The organism is Halobacteriovorax sp. RT-2-4, assembly GCF_047085445.1.
In the GTDB taxonomy this organism is placed as follows: Bacteria; Bdellovibrionota; Bacteriovoracia; order Bacteriovoracales; family Bacteriovoracaceae; genus Halobacteriovorax_A.
In genome coordinates, this window is sequence record NZ_JBKIXY010000002.1 from 554843 (window position 1) to 568985 (window position 14143).

Here is a 14143-nt window from a genome sequence, read left to right on the forward strand (position 1 = left end):
TTCTTAATTTTTAGGGATATTACCTAAGTAAGCATTCGCTTGATAATATAAAGACTTAACTTCAAGAGACGATCTAATCGCTAACTTCTCAAGATCAATGACATCATCTAGTGACCTAATAACTTCAATCTGTGTAACAAGGCCTTTATTAAGATCTTTCAACTGCTCTTGATACGAAGCACGACTTCGAAACAATGCTTTTCTAAGTGTTTTTAATTCATTTTTCTTATATTCAAAATTTTGAACAAATGCATTCCAACGATTTTTCGTATTACGTCTACTGAAATCAATTTGGGCCTTGTTGATTTGTGAAGCGATTCTCTTACTTACAACTCGAGACTTTCTTTCACCAAAGTCTAATAAGTTTAAAGAGACATTGAGACTTACACCCCAATCACGCTCTCCAATCTCGTTCTTATCAATATTGTAATTGGCCCTAAGATCAACCTGGGGATAATATGCGGCCTTTTCGATCTTTGCTTCTGCAATAGAAGCTTCATAATCATACTTCAAACTTTTAAGTTCAGGTGTGTTCTCAAGATCGACATTTAATGAAAGCGTTAACTTCAATGGATCAACACTATCTTTCACTTCAGCAATATTATCGAGTCCAGAAAAATTCATAAGATCAGTCATCGAAGTCTTTACCTGTGCCTTACTTTGTACAAGTCCTGCTTCGAGGCGGTGAAGTTGGGACTCTAGAGCAAATAGATCGGCCTTGCGATCTCGTCCAATTTTTGTTCTACCTCTAACAATACTAACCCTCTTTCTTAGGTTCTCTAATAATGCATCGACTCTTTCTTTTTCTTCAATAGCGGAAGACATTTGAAAGAATAGCGACGTGAATTGAGAGTAGTACTCTGCAAGACTTCTATCAGTAAGAGCTTTAGCTTGCTTTGGTACAATTTTATTATAGTCATATAGAGCAAACTCAGCTCCACCTTGAAATAGTTTCTGATTTAAAGAAAGGAAAACTTCTGAATCAACTTCATTATTACGAGTTGTAACATTGCGATACTCTTCACTATAAGTGTTAGTATTTACAATATCAACTGACGGATAAAGTGTTGACTCTACAGTTTCAAGGTCTGAAATAGTCTTCTTCTCTGTAAGATCGAATACTTCAACTTGTTTTGACTTTTTTAAAGATTTTAAATAAAGATCCTCAACTGAAGCGCTGCTTAAGCAAGGAACAAGTGTAAAAAACAATAATCCAATTTTATAAAACTTCAAGAATTAGTCTCCTGTATATTTTTAACAAATTTTTCAATTACCAGTAGTGCATCTGTTACTTTTTTAACCTCAGATGAATCAATATCATCTAGGTTTTCTAAAAAGCGACAGCTAGCAGCACTTCTGACTTTTTCAAATTTCTTTTTGCCTTTTGATGTAATTTTTAGATTCGTGATTCTTCGATCTGTTTTACAAGTCTCACGAGATATGTATTTATCGTTGACCAAAGTATCTACTAATTTTGAAATGGCCGCACAAGATACACACATGACTTCAGCTAGGTCACTTACTGAACATGTGCCATTATCAACTCTTGCAAGGATTCGATATTTTGGAAAGCTAAGCTCTGACTCACTAGCACTTTTAATATACGATCTAATAATGCCCATAGATGATGGGATGACTTCGATAAATTTACGAGATAATGAATCTTTAATAATACGTAACCTTGTTAATATTTAACTTTGTTAAGTATTCTACAAAGATATCTTAAGATTTCAAATATAATTCATTAGAAAGATTTCAGCTTATTTAATCGAATTAACTAAAAAATCCATGCCACCAATAATTGCGGCTACTTGTGCATCCACACAATTTTCAGCACTAACCCTTGGGCTATCTGGATACACCTCTGTTGTCGTACAAAATTTTGCATCAGGAAAAGATGCACAAAGATGAAGCTTCTTCAAAGGATAATTAATCACACCCTCTTGTTCTAGCTTCTCTCCAATAATATTCCCATTTATATCAGCTGGTGCGATATGTGTAACTTTACGAACAGATTCAATAATTGCTTTTTGAAATTCAGGTGTTGGATTCTCACTATCTCCCACCAGATAGAAACCATCTGGAATATCCCAAATATCTTGAGGTATTCCATCTCTTTTTTCGAGGGCCGGCCTAAAGACAGTATTATCAGTATCCGTTGTCTCATGAAGATCGAAATGAGCAAAAATCTCAAGATTTAATTCAGAAATGGCCTTCATGAAAAGGTTGCATTCGGGCGCAGGACCATCATTGAAGAATGAACGATTAGGATCGACGGTCATTGGGTTCCAACGATTAATTGTTTCATAACCCCAAGGACTAATACATGGAGCAACAATAATATTAAAATCGTTTGTGTAGTTTAAAGCTTGTGTTTCTAAAAAAGCGAGAGCTCCATGAACACCACTAGTTTCATAACCATGAACACCACCAGTAATTAGAATCGTTTTATTCTCAGGTAAGAAATTCTTGCTTTTTATTAAGAACAGCGGATACCTATTCTCATCATACGGAAGTGCTCCATACTGAGAGATATCAAAAAGATTTTCTAGATTCTTAATCTTTGTTACGACTTCTTCACGATACGATCTTTTTATCTCTTGTTCTTCAAACCAGATATTCTTTTGTTCGTCATTCCACATAAGTGCCTCATACTAAACTTCACAACAAAAAGATTTTGGCACTATTTTTTTATTTCTTCAATATTTTGAATCTCAATTAGAATTTTACCAACTGTCTTTGGTTACACGTATCGAGGATTTGTTGTCTGGGCAACTTCGCTTATTTTCATATAACCAACTCCTTGCATACATATCATTTCTATCGGATTTGAAGAAAACTTCCAAGCGCCGAGGAACAAGACTCCGGCGCAAAACGTATTCCAAAGGTATGAACTCGATCTTTTAAACTCTCAAGGCTTCCAGATCTTTGCTCATCTAGATGCTTGAGATGAATTCTCATTGATTCCACAAAGACTTCATCGTTATCCAAAGCCTCTTCAATGGCGCTTCCAACAAGGGCAAGTTTATTGCGATTCATCCACCAGTCTTTATATGATGGAGGAAGTCTGAAGCCCTTAGCATCTCCAATTCTTTTCCTGTAATCTTCCACATCTGAATAGCTTTCAAAATTATTAAACCACTCTCCTAACCATGCTGTATTGTTTTTTTGACCTTGATAGTAGAAGTCTTTATGGTCATCCACGAGAATGATCGAATCAAGATCATCACTAACAAGGGAGATATCTTTCTTCCACTTATGAACAAAGCGAGAATCTTCAGGGACATTTTTTCTATTATCGTAAAGGTGGCGCTTTGAAAGAATGCGATAAGAAATATCATGAAAACTTTTATCACTTCCGTCTGAAAGTTTGAGCGATTTTAACAATTCTAGATTTCGATCCTCGCTCCCACCACTAAAAAAAGAAATTGAAACATCTTCTCGTTTTGATAACTCAGTGATGAGTTCCTGGGCGTATGGAATAATCCTATAGTGAATGCCTTGGATGGTAATAGTTCTTTTCGGATTAAATGTTTCACCCTCTTCTATTTCGGCCACGAGCGTGTGGTCCAGATCAAAGACAATATGCTTCTGCTTTAGCTGAGCTGGGCCCCTAAGAACTTTAGAGCATGAAATGAATATTAGGATGAAAATAAGATATCTCACTGATATCTTATCGACCATTTTAGTCAAATACTTAAAAAATTACTGAAACCTCTTCTAGAAGGGCCGCATGCTTATTTCGAAGCTCAATCGGATCATCAAAACTCATAGACGTTGTCTTTTCAAAGAGAATTAAATTCTCTCCATTTGGCAGTAAGCACGTGATATGAGCAGAGCATTCATTCTTATGCTCCCCTAGCATTTTCGTCTCTAAACTTAGATTAACTCTAAGCTCTTTAGAGGCTTTTCCTGGATACTTCTTACATAAATCGATAAGGGATTTCTTAAGCTCTGGATTATCCCACTTAAGGGCCTCAATGATTGATGGCTCAGTTGATTTGACTTGATAGAGCTCACCATCAACAACACACTTAATTCCTTTATCAGTCGATGTTTCAAGGTAGCGATAAGCGAAGTTTTCGAGATTATGAATGAAGAGCGCTGAAACACCATCAGACTCAATTAGCCATTCACGATTCTTAGAATTCATTTCTTCTGTTAGCTTTTCTTTATCAATTTTCGTCATATATACATAATACTTGCTAAATCTAAGCAGTAAAGTAATTCTATAATTATAACTAAATAATAACTGGAGAAAGTTTATGAGTAATGCTAACGAACCATCGTTAAAATCGAAAAGAGCTGGAATTGTCTTCGGCTTCGTCATCTCCTTTGTTCTCGGATCAGCATTTGTCTTTTCAGCACTAAAGGCTGGAATTACACCGGGGATCAGTCCCCTCGTCGTTTTGTTTGGCTGGGTCGCAATGGGTACCTTCTTTAAAGACGATATGAAAGGCTTTCTTGCCATGGCCCAAGTAACAGGCTCAGCAGGAGTTGCCGTAACAGCAGGTGTCGCATTTGTTGCTCCAATCGTTCAAATCTTAGCAGCAGAACTTGGAGTAGCTGTTCCACCAGTCGATATTTTATCTCTCATTTTAGCTTCAGCTGCAGGATGTTTCCTAGGTTGGGGATTTGTTGGTCTTGCAACACAGAGATTCTTAACTGATCCAAAACTTCCAGCGCCAGAGGCCGTTGCCTGTGACCGTCTAATTCAGACAGCAGCAGAAAATCCTCAGGCACGACCACCTTTAAAATTTTCACTTATTCCAGGGCTAGCATTTGGATTTGTCATGGCCTTCCTAAGTCAAATTAAAGTTTTAAAGGCAAGTATATATGACCTAAAGTTCACACTAAGTGGCGTTGAAACAAAACTTCCACTTCCAATTAACCCACTATACTTTGGTATTGGAGCACTTCTAACTGTTCCTACTGCAATCCTAATCTTCTTTGGAGGACTTTTAAATGCAGTTGTTAAAGGAATGTCGGCCGCTCAAAATATGCCAGGAACAACTTTTCGTTGGGTTGGTGGAGCAGCTATGGTTGTTGCAGTTGTTTACTCATTAATTGCTTATATTATAGAAGGTAGAAAAACTCGCAATGCTCTAGCTAATAAAGAAGCAGACTTTGATGCTGAACAATTAGAAATTCCAGCAAGCGTAAGAAAGCAACTTCTAGCATCGATTGGGTTTGGTGCATTCTTACTAATTGCGATGATGTTGTATTCAGGAGCAACACTCGTAGGTCTTGTTGCACTTGGAATTGTTGCCCTACTACTCATCTTTTTCCTAAGTGGTCTAGGTGCACTTTTATCACTTCAAGTTGGATCATCTGCTTCACCTGTTAGTGGAACTGTTTTTATGGGAATGCTAGTTCTAAGTTTGGTTGGACTTGCAATTGGTCTTGAAGGTATCCAAGGTGTTTACTTTCTAGTTCCAATTATTGTTGCAGCTTGTGTTGCCATCTGTGCATCTAATGACTCATCTCAAGATTATAAGACAATGCAATTTAATGGCCTTAAGGTTTCAAGCTCTTTCATCGGACAACTTGTTGGTCTTCTTGGTGGTGCAATCTCTGTACCACTAGCGGTTTACGTTGCTCATGAAACAGGAACACTTGGAAGCGAGGCCCTTCCTGCACCACAGGCGGCCTTCTTTGCAACAGTTCTAAAATCACTATTTATTCAAAGTGATATTCCAATGATGCCAGTACTTGCCGGAGCAGGCCTTGGACTTTTAGCTGTGATCATTGAAATCATCGGAAAGCGTAAAGGTATTATTCTAAGCTCACTTGCTTTTGCAGTTGGAATCTATCTTCCTTCATATATCGGTACAGGAATTCTTCTGGGATCGCTTGCAAGACTTTCTGGAACAAAGTCTGTGACAAAGATCACTCACCGAGGAATCTTAACTGCCGCAGGACTTATCACAGGAGACGCTTTATTTGCTCTTCTTTTTGGAATCCTTGCCATTGGTGGAATGGAGATTGCCGGAGTTAAAGACTTTAATTTCCAAACAAGTCTAAGCGTCTTATTCTTTGTAGGTCTTCTGCTTACGACAGCGATTAACTACGCTAAGACATCTTCAATCGAAAAGAACTAAGATAAGATCTAATAATTCCGGGAACTTCTAACGAGGTTCCTGGATTCTTCCTTTTCAAACCTTGTTAAAAGTACAATCTCTGACTCAATATATTGAATTTGGTGTATAAAGTAGAAATATTAAGGAGATTTTATGAAATTAATCAGTCTAGCTGTATTACTACAACTTTCTGCGATGGCCTTTCACCACTCTAATGACGGTGCCCTTTACTGCGGGAAACACGAGTCTCACATTAAGATCTATTACAAAGAAAGTTCTAAACTTTACTACTATATCGACAATACTGACTTGAGAAATCTAAAAGAATACAAATGTGTTGAATTCACGCCAGATCTTCCATTCTACGATGAAGTTCAAAGCGCCTATCTTGAGGCACAAAAAGATGTTGAACAATTTAGCTCAGCATCTACTGCTGTTTATCGACTCGAACACGACAAGCGCTACTATTGTGGAAATCCACAATCAGGTGGACTCTACGTTGCTTACACAAAGAGATATTCGGAAGCACTCTATCTTTACGATATCGAGTCTCAAACTTTTGATACTTACCGTTGTATACACTTATAAAAAATTTAGATGCTTACTTCTTATGATTCTACTTCACCACAAGTAAGCATCTTCTTTCCGTAATATGGATTCTTAACAGAAGATCCTTTTTGAATCCAACGGGCCTTTGCCATTGGGCATTTCACGATCTTCAGGTCGCTATTTTCAAGTGATTTTCCATTCTTGATGTAAATTTCAGAAAGAAGCTTAAATGAATCTCTTAAAGCACTGACACTTTTTATATTCTTATCACAGTCACCGTATTTATAATCTTTAGCATAGTGGCCAAGTTCTTTCTTACACATCGTTTTCCAAGACTTTAGGCCCTGGTCGAGATTTCCCTCAACTAATGACTTCTGAAGACTTAGGTAATTTTGATATTCTAGCTCATGGCAAAAAACGTTAAAAGATAATATAAAAGCTATAAATAATTTCATAATTTCTCCTATGGGTAGCATGATATTACACATACCCCCCTAGGGTATATCGTAAAAACTATAAAATCAAATTAATACTTATTATCTCTAGAACTAGTAAGCTTCAATTAAGGCACCTCTCTCAAGTAGCTTTTTATGTCGCTGTTTTAGTTTCTGAATTTCATTTAAAAATTGAAGGCGCTCCTTCACTTGATAGAACTCATAAGGAATCTTACCACTTTCAATATAATCAATTATTAAGCTCTCACTTATTGTTTCTAGACTGATTATTGAGTTCATTGATCGAATAGCATCCGTTAACTCTAAGGCAGGCTTTGAAGCTTTTACACGAAGTTGACTAGTAATGACTTCGTGAATGCCACTAGAGAGATCAAGTAAGAGATTTGCCTTCTTATCTTCAAATGTTACTTCATAAAGTTTATCAAGGGCCGTTACGCTCTCCATTAGAACACTAGAGTTATCAATATTATCGATGCTATTTTGAATAATAGAAAGGAGCTCAGGATCGTTAGTTAATCTCTCATCTAAAATAAGATTTCTTAGTCTTTCTTTGCTTTGAGCAAGCTTATCCTTACTCTTATAATGTAGCGCCGTAATTGAGTCTTCATGATAATAGGCCCTAGAGTCTAGGGTTTCACCTTCGATAGGTTCAGTAAGGGTAATTCGGTAAGTGATATCATGGATTACTTCTTCACTTAACTTATCACCATAGCTAATACTCATATGTCTTAAAGCTTCATGAATAAGAAGCCCTATTTTTGAAAAGTCACCGACACTATTCCAAACAGGAGTAGAAATCCAGGCGCCTTTATCTCCAGAATAAAAAACTGCACCTTGAAAAATCTCTCCCTCATAAAAGCTGCTAACTCGATGTGGAGTAAATCTCCAATCAGCTCCCTTTAGGGCGGACTTAATCCCATGAGTAATCAAAGGACTACTCTCTTGCCACTTCTCGATTCTCTCTTCTAAAAGTGGATATATTTCCATTTCTTTAATACGGTCAAAAGTGAATTTCTCATAACCAAGAACACTGGCATGTTTTTTCAAGACAACTGATGAACCTTGAGAATAATTAAATTCATCAACAAAGTTTTGATCATAAACAGCAATGTCTAATAAGATAGGTGCACCGACTCCTGTTTTAACAATCGTTCCTCCACCAGAACTCTCAAAGCCACCCTCATCTGAATTGTCCTGCACACTCTTTTTTAAAAATGAATTTAAATCGAGTTGCTGAGGCTTTTCCTTATGAAGATTAAACTTCTTAATATCAAGAAGTGTCTTATACTTTGATAAATCCACTTGAACTTTATGCTTAATATCCAAACTTTCCACACCAAAGGCCTGGTGATTCAAGCATAAGCATAGTCCAATTAGTGAAATAAGTTTTTGTGTCTTCATGGTTTCAATATAGACCAAAAGCAATTTAGCAAAGGGGAAAGTGTTTAATTTATAGGCCCTGTATTTAATAAATACACAACTATGCCGAAGCTAACTAAAAATATGCTAAAGTATTAACTAATACTACGAAGAAGAGAACACAAGCTAATAATAACAGGACCTTATGGATATTTTCAGTTATCAAAATTACAAAGATTTCACTATTGATGCTCTTGAAGAGCTTGGAAAACGGGTGCGCGGAACAAGGTCAAGGCTTGCTGAAAAGCTGGCCTGCCAAACGGCCTATATCTCACAAGTCCTAAACAAAGATGCTCACTTTAGTCTTGAGCAGGCGCTGCTCACAGCAGATTTTCTGTCTCTATCAAATAAGCAGACGGAATTCTATTTAACGCTAGTTAATTATCAGCGCGCTGGAAATAAGAGATTAAGTGATTATTACAAGCTCAAGATAGATGAGCTTGTCAAAGACTCAAAAGATCTCAGTAAACGCCTAACTGATAAGAAAGAGCTAACAAAAGAGCAGCAATACGAATACTACTCAAGCTGGCATTATCTTGCGATCCACGCCTACCTCTCAATCACAAAGCAGTATGACAGAGAAGTGATCGCTGCAACTTTTTCAATTTCCACAGAGACTGTGGCAAAGGTTATCGACTTCCTTTTGGATGCGGGGCTCATTACTAATGAGGGCGATAAAATAAAGCTTACATCAAAAAGTTTTCACCTTGGAAAGAACTCTCCAATGATTGCAAAACATCACTCAAATTGGCGTCTGCGTGCGATGGAAAGTATGGACCGAGCAACTGAAGATGAGCTTCACTATTCCTCTGTTATCACTCTTTCTAAGGAAGATTTGCCGAAGGTTAATGGCATCATGGTAAAGGCCATTGAAGAGATACGTGAGGTAGTAAAGAAGACAACCCAAGAGGATGTCTTCTGTTACACGATGGATCTCTTTAAAGTTTAGTTAAGGTCTAGCCGCTAGCATCACTTCATGAAGTAGTGCTGAAAAAATCGCTAACTTATTGGCGAATTCATCATCCATTGTTACTTCAAATCTCTCATCAAGTTCGAGGATATTTGAAAGAATAACTTTCGAATCATCTAAATTATTTAAACTCTCTTCAAAGATTAGCTTAATCTGAGAATCGGCCATAAGCTCACTATCTTCACCAATAAACGTCTCAAGTTGAGTAACGATTTTAACAAGTCTTGAGTTTTCAACCTCTGTAGAAGCAAAAGTGTTTAGTGAAAGAATTAAGCTACTAAGTAAAATCATCATTGTCTTTTTCATTTGTATTCTCCTTTTCTTTTTGTTTTGTTGAAGGAGTTATAGACCAACGGATGACGCACCGATAGATTAAATTAATTAAAAAAATCAGTCTTTCTTAAGCTCAGCTATGAAAAACCACTTAAAATAATATAATTACAATAACTTACGATAGATCATTTTTAAAACCCTAGCTCACATCTCGTTAGCTGTTGATCTCTATAGTAGCCATCAGATATTAATCTTGCAGCACTCTTACACTCGTATACGGTGTATTCGCCCTCATAAATGTCTTTGCAATTTTCGAGTTGAGTGTACTTGTCCATGCTCTTAGGAATCGATCTAATGAGACTGCTACATTGAGAGAAGTTAGATTGCCCCTTAAGCTCTTTAAAGCAACTAGCAACCTTATCCATATAGATAATATCAAAAAGCGTTGCATGAGATAGACACTCTTGAAGCGTGTAGCTACCCTTAAATTTATCAAAACATTTTTGCTTGTCAGGATTAGGGCCTATTTTTGATGCTTCAGAACAGTCTTTGAATGTTTCTACATAAGCGGGAAAAGTGAGCTTATTAAAGGTATAGTCAATATTTTCATCTTCTTTATCACTTACTTTATTAACAAGAGTGAATAGGTAGAGCTCTTCTTTTAGCTTTTTGAGTTTATGTCTTACGTTTTTAAAACTTACTTCTTTAATTTCATCTAAATCTAGATTTCCAGAATCATCTGTTGTTGCATAGTGAAACAACGTAGCAAACCTTTCATCAAGTGTAATGATTTTTGGCTCACCGGCTTCATCAATTCTTACAATTGCAAACTTAATTTTAAACTGTGTTTTTGGTAAGTACTCTACCCTTCCATTGATTTTTATATTTATGTCACTACCATCAAAATCAATATCTGACTTCACTGATACTTTAGGAGATATAGTTGCTGGAACTTTCGGCTTAATAAGCTTCAATTTTTTCTTTAGCTCGACGGCCATAATTTCAGGGGCCCCATAGAGTTTATTAATATACTCAATGGAAATTGTTCCATACCCATTACTTCCCCAGCTTTTTCCATAGCTATTTTTGAACTTAAAAGTTTTATCTTTTAGGTTATAACCTGTAATGACGATGGAGTGAGCAAAACAATGATTAGAAATATTGCATTCATCTCTTAGCCTCGTATTATATTTGATTTCTCCATTTTTCGAACTAAGCATTATGTCATCGTTAATTACGATATTAACAGATACTGGCCGTTTATTTTTAGCGAGGTATGAAATAATTAGATCAGATCTTTGATTTTCATAATCGTCTATATCAGTGATTTCTAAATTATTACCTAATGAGATAATTCTATTTTTATCGACAACGCTATTATGGTGGTAGCATTCATAACCAGATGATCTAACAGGGGCGTCTTCCGAGCATGGCATGCCTGGGGAGAACCAGCTTTGCTGGTAAGGTAGATCCTGCTCAAAAGTGATCCCATACTTTTTTGCTGCATAAAGATTCCTAATGACACTCGAGCCCTCTTCTAATTCTCCATAACGAGCATAGTTCTTGGTAGCATAAATCATAAATTGTTCTGAGATATTTATCTCAATATTATGTTGTTTGATGATTTCACTTTCTAATAAAGAGGTAGCACTAAAGAATGTACATGCCCCTCGATTTCCTTGATTTTTAACTGAAGACTGAATGCTACTTAAATCCAGTGAAGCCGGAATTACAGACTCACCCGCTATTGCGAAATTACAAACAGATAACTGCAAGAGCAAAACTTTGAATAAAAATAATGAGTGCTTCATAATTCCAAACTTTTAAAAGAGTTGTATCAGTAATTAGATATAGCAAGACAGAAGCCAGTTTTTGCAAAGAAGTAGGCTTTTGAGGTGTGGATAATCAGTTAGTTATGGGTTGTTGGTTAGGAAAAGTGTTGAAAGAATTGTGAGTGTACAAAAATTGGCCAGCATTAAGCTTTTACGCGGTAGATGCCAGCCTTTCTCTCCATTAGCTTCTCTGCAATGAACTCACGTCTAATGGTACAAAAGTCTTCGTTATACTTTTCAATCCTTTCGTTAACTTCAGCTTCTGTGTAATCACGGCCCTTTTTAAATTCTTGTAAGAGATGCTTTAAAATAACGAGTCGTTTTTTACGTTGTACAGGGATCGACTTAAGCACACCATTTTTAAAAAATGACTTGATGATCTTCTGTTCATATTGAACTTCATTTTCATCTTCGTTTGAAATTGAAACCTCTAAAATTGAACTTAGGATATTCTTATCAAGCATCTTCTTTTGTAGTGAGAAGACTTTGTAGTACTGCTCCTTGCGCGACTTAATAAGTCCTACAGCTTCAAGCTTTTTCAAGTGATGCGTAATCGTTCCAGGAGACAGAGAAAGTCTTTCTGCAAGAACTTCTGCATAGAGATCTTTCTCTGCCAGGCTTCTGATAATACTTAATCTCGCCTCATCACCTAAAACTTTAAATACGTTCGCAAGACTCATCTCTTAACCTTCGCCAAGGGATGCGCGCATTTCTTGCACAGATGGAAGAGATACGATCCACTCAAATGTACTAAGCTTAACCATCGCCTTATCTGCATCTTCATCACGTCCAAATCTGATGTCTTCGCTATAGCTCTGTGACCAATCACGGTACATAAGTTTTGTCGTCTTGATGAAATTAGCAGTCGTAGCATTTCCATAAAGCTCTTCCATAATTTCAAAAACATTCTCTCTAATCTTTCTTTCAACGTTGATATCGATTTTTCCTCTTGAAAGGTTCGATGCCTGCTTTGAAAGTTCTTTCAATTCATCCAAAAAATTCATTTTTACCTCCTGAATCTGTTTTGATACTTGTCAAAATAGACTCAAGAAATAGAAAGGTCAACATTTATTTTGATATTTATCAAATTAGATTTAAAACCAGTATATTAAAACATATGCTATTATACCTAAATGAAACTAACTTTCTTCTCAGACACGCATAATCGCCATAGCGAAGTTCCCTTCGAATCAGGGGATTTCCTCTTTCACACAGGAGACTTCACTCGCCGAGGCTCGCTGGAAGATACGAGAGCATTTGCAGAATTTGTAGCAGGCCTTGATTTTAAACACAAGATTGTCATCGCTGGCAACCACGACTTCTGCTTTGATGATGAAAGAAAGGAAGAGGCCGAAGCAATCTTAAAAGACAACGGCATCATCTACTTAAATGATTCAGGAATTGAAATTGAAGGATTTAAAATCTGGGGCTCACCGATTCAGCCGTGGTTTCACGACTGGGCATTTAACAGACACCGAGGCCCTGAGATTCAAGAACATTGGGACTTAATCCCAAATGATACAGACATCCTCCTCACCCACGGGCCACCTCGCGCCGTGATGGACTTATGTGCAAATGGCGAACGTGTCGGATGCACAGACCTGCTCAAAACTATTCAACGAGTACAGCCTCGCGTGCATGCCTTTGGCCATATCCATGAAGGTTACGGTACTGATATTTTTGGTGGAATCATATTTGTAAACTCTTGTAGCTTGGATGAGAGTTACAAGTATAAGAATGCACCGATTACGTTGGAGTTAAGCTAACAAGAGATGCTAAAGAATTTCTTTTACGCGTCCAACCTCTCCGCTTTCAAGACGAACCTTGATCCCATGCGGATGATAATCTGACTTCGTTAGAATATCTTTTACGATACCTTCAGTAAGGTTTCCTGTTCGCTGATCTTTTTTAAGAACGATGCGTACCTTCTCACCGATTTCAATATGGTCTCTTACGTTGCCTTCCATTTTATTCCTTTTATAGTCTAGCCTTAGCTTCCTTAAAAGTGATTTTAACAGGTTGTACACATAAAAACCTTAATTTATTGGAAAATTTATTAAGTGTTAACTTTCTAACGGCCTATAAAAATTCTTCAATATGAATGAAACTAATCATAAAAGCAGGGATAATCAATACAAATATTTGTCATTAAACATTACATAGATGATAGGAGAATATAATGAGAATGTTATTAGTTACACTTCTTGTCCTTGGAAACTTTTTAAGCTTTGCTGGTGAGTTTACTCCAATGTCTACGTATGACGTTTGTGACTCTCAAGATAGCTCTTGGACAAGTCAATCTAGTGACGGTTATGAAAAGTGCATGGAGATCGTAGATGTTGGATTCTTTGATCGAAATGCTGTGGCAGTATGTTATGCCATTTCTGAAAGTTGGAGCTCTCAAATTGGAGAAGCTAATGATTGCCTTTCATTTATAAAAAATAAAGAATTTGAAAATTCAAGACAGCTTGAATCTTGTTACAAGAAGGTCAGCTGGTCATCTAGAGCAGGTAGTGCCTTAAAATGCTTAAAAGAAAGTAAGTATATAAATTTGTAAAATGTAAA

17 protein-coding genes are annotated in these 14143 nt (G+C 36.7%); 5 read left to right on the forward strand and 12 right to left on the reverse strand.

The window, feature by feature from the left end; genetic code table 11:
* Positions 1–3: 3 nt before the first annotated feature.
* The 5 genes from ACMAYL_RS13075 to ACMAYL_RS13095 all read right to left on the reverse strand — a co-directional run bounded on the left by ACMAYL_RS13075 (position 4) and on the right by ACMAYL_RS13095 (position 4189).
* Positions 4–1233 (reverse strand): TolC family protein, encoded by a 1230-nt coding sequence (locus ACMAYL_RS13075; RefSeq protein WP_103218338.1) that lies wholly within the window; start codon positions 1231–1233, stop codon positions 4–6.
* Positions 1230–1622, reverse strand: a complete 393-nt coding sequence (locus ACMAYL_RS13080) for a MarR family winged helix-turn-helix transcriptional regulator (RefSeq protein WP_412470246.1) — start codon at positions 1620–1622, stop codon at positions 1230–1232. The genes ACMAYL_RS13075 and ACMAYL_RS13080 overlap by 4 nt, the downstream gene beginning before the upstream one ends.
* A gap of 138 nt (positions 1623–1760) precedes the next feature.
* Positions 1761–2642: a M14 family metallocarboxypeptidase gene (locus ACMAYL_RS13085; RefSeq protein ID WP_412471203.1), complete on the reverse strand. Its 882-nt coding sequence runs from the start codon at positions 2640–2642 to the stop codon at positions 1761–1763.
* Positions 2643–2820: 178 nt separating this feature from the next.
* Positions 2821–3666: an NIF family HAD-type phosphatase gene (locus ACMAYL_RS13090; RefSeq protein ID WP_412471204.1), complete on the reverse strand. Its 846-nt coding sequence runs from the start codon at positions 3664–3666 to the stop codon at positions 2821–2823.
* Positions 3667–3697: 31 nt separating this feature from the next.
* Positions 3698–4189 carry a hypothetical protein gene (locus tag ACMAYL_RS13095; protein ID WP_412471205.1) on the reverse strand — a complete coding sequence of 164 codons (492 nt, stop codon included), beginning with the start codon at positions 4187–4189 and terminating at the stop codon, positions 3698–3700.
* A gap of 76 nt (positions 4190–4265) precedes the next feature.
* Here ACMAYL_RS13095 and ACMAYL_RS13100 point away from each other — a divergent pair, with 76 nt between their 5' ends.
* Both ACMAYL_RS13100 and ACMAYL_RS13105 read left to right on the forward strand, forming a co-directional pair.
* Positions 4266–6101 (forward strand): hypothetical protein, encoded by a 1836-nt coding sequence (locus ACMAYL_RS13100; RefSeq protein WP_412471206.1) that lies wholly within the window; start codon positions 4266–4268, stop codon positions 6099–6101.
* 132 nt (positions 6102–6233) lie between these two features.
* Complete coding sequence (locus tag ACMAYL_RS13105; RefSeq protein WP_412463305.1) at positions 6234–6668, forward strand: hypothetical protein; 435 nt, start codon at positions 6234–6236, stop codon at positions 6666–6668.
* Between the two features lie 20 nt (positions 6669–6688).
* Here ACMAYL_RS13105 and ACMAYL_RS13110 read toward each other — a convergent pair whose 3' ends face one another.
* Together ACMAYL_RS13110 and ACMAYL_RS13115 are read right to left on the reverse strand one after the other, a co-directional pair.
* Positions 6689–7084: a DUF3347 domain-containing protein gene (locus ACMAYL_RS13110; protein WP_158246897.1), complete on the reverse strand. Its 396-nt coding sequence runs from the start codon at positions 7082–7084 to the stop codon at positions 6689–6691.
* Positions 7085–7177: 93 nt separating this feature from the next.
* Complete coding sequence (locus tag ACMAYL_RS13115) at positions 7178–8485, reverse strand: hypothetical protein (RefSeq protein WP_412471207.1); 1308 nt, start codon at positions 8483–8485, stop codon at positions 7178–7180.
* Positions 8486–8648: 163 nt separating this feature from the next.
* On the opposite strand from ACMAYL_RS13115, the gene ACMAYL_RS13120 reads away from it, so the two are divergent.
* Positions 8649–9452, forward strand: coding sequence for a TIGR02147 family protein (locus tag ACMAYL_RS13120; protein ID WP_412471208.1), 804 nt, complete (start codon positions 8649–8651; stop codon positions 9450–9452).
* Here ACMAYL_RS13120 and ACMAYL_RS13125 read toward each other — a convergent pair whose 3' ends face one another.
* The 4 genes from ACMAYL_RS13125 to ACMAYL_RS13140 all read right to left on the reverse strand — a co-directional run bounded on the left by ACMAYL_RS13125 (position 9453) and on the right by ACMAYL_RS13140 (position 12582).
* Positions 9453–9779 (reverse strand): hypothetical protein, encoded by a 327-nt coding sequence (locus tag ACMAYL_RS13125; protein ID WP_412463308.1) that lies wholly within the window; start codon positions 9777–9779, stop codon positions 9453–9455. It abuts the gene before it with no gap.
* Positions 9780–9937: 158 nt separating this feature from the next.
* Complete coding sequence (locus ACMAYL_RS13130; protein ID WP_412471209.1) at positions 9938–11557, reverse strand: C1 family peptidase; 1620 nt, start codon at positions 11555–11557, stop codon at positions 9938–9940.
* 164 nt (positions 11558–11721) lie between these two features.
* On the reverse strand, positions 11722–12258 hold the full coding sequence (locus tag ACMAYL_RS13135) for a metalloregulator ArsR/SmtB family transcription factor (RefSeq protein ID WP_103218350.1): 537 nt from the start codon (positions 12256–12258) through the stop codon (positions 11722–11724).
* A 3-nt stretch (positions 12259–12261) separates the two neighbouring features.
* Positions 12262–12582, reverse strand: a complete 321-nt coding sequence (locus ACMAYL_RS13140) for a hypothetical protein (protein ID WP_103218351.1) — start codon at positions 12580–12582, stop codon at positions 12262–12264.
* A gap of 129 nt (positions 12583–12711) precedes the next feature.
* Between ACMAYL_RS13140 and ACMAYL_RS13145 the strand changes: the two genes are divergently transcribed.
* Positions 12712–13344 (forward strand): metallophosphoesterase, encoded by a 633-nt coding sequence (locus tag ACMAYL_RS13145; RefSeq protein WP_412471210.1) that lies wholly within the window; start codon positions 12712–12714, stop codon positions 13342–13344.
* Positions 13345–13353: 9 nt separating this feature from the next.
* Here the strand turns inward: ACMAYL_RS13145 and ACMAYL_RS13150 are convergent, their stop codons facing one another.
* Entirely contained in the window at positions 13354–13545 is a 192-nt protein-coding gene (locus ACMAYL_RS13150; protein WP_392992980.1) for a YwbE family protein, read from the reverse strand.
* Between the two features lie 212 nt (positions 13546–13757).
* Here ACMAYL_RS13150 and ACMAYL_RS13155 point away from each other — a divergent pair, with 212 nt between their 5' ends.
* Positions 13758–14135, forward strand: a complete 378-nt coding sequence (locus ACMAYL_RS13155) for a hypothetical protein (RefSeq protein ID WP_392992983.1) — start codon at positions 13758–13760, stop codon at positions 14133–14135.
* Positions 14136–14143 lie beyond the last annotated feature (8 nt).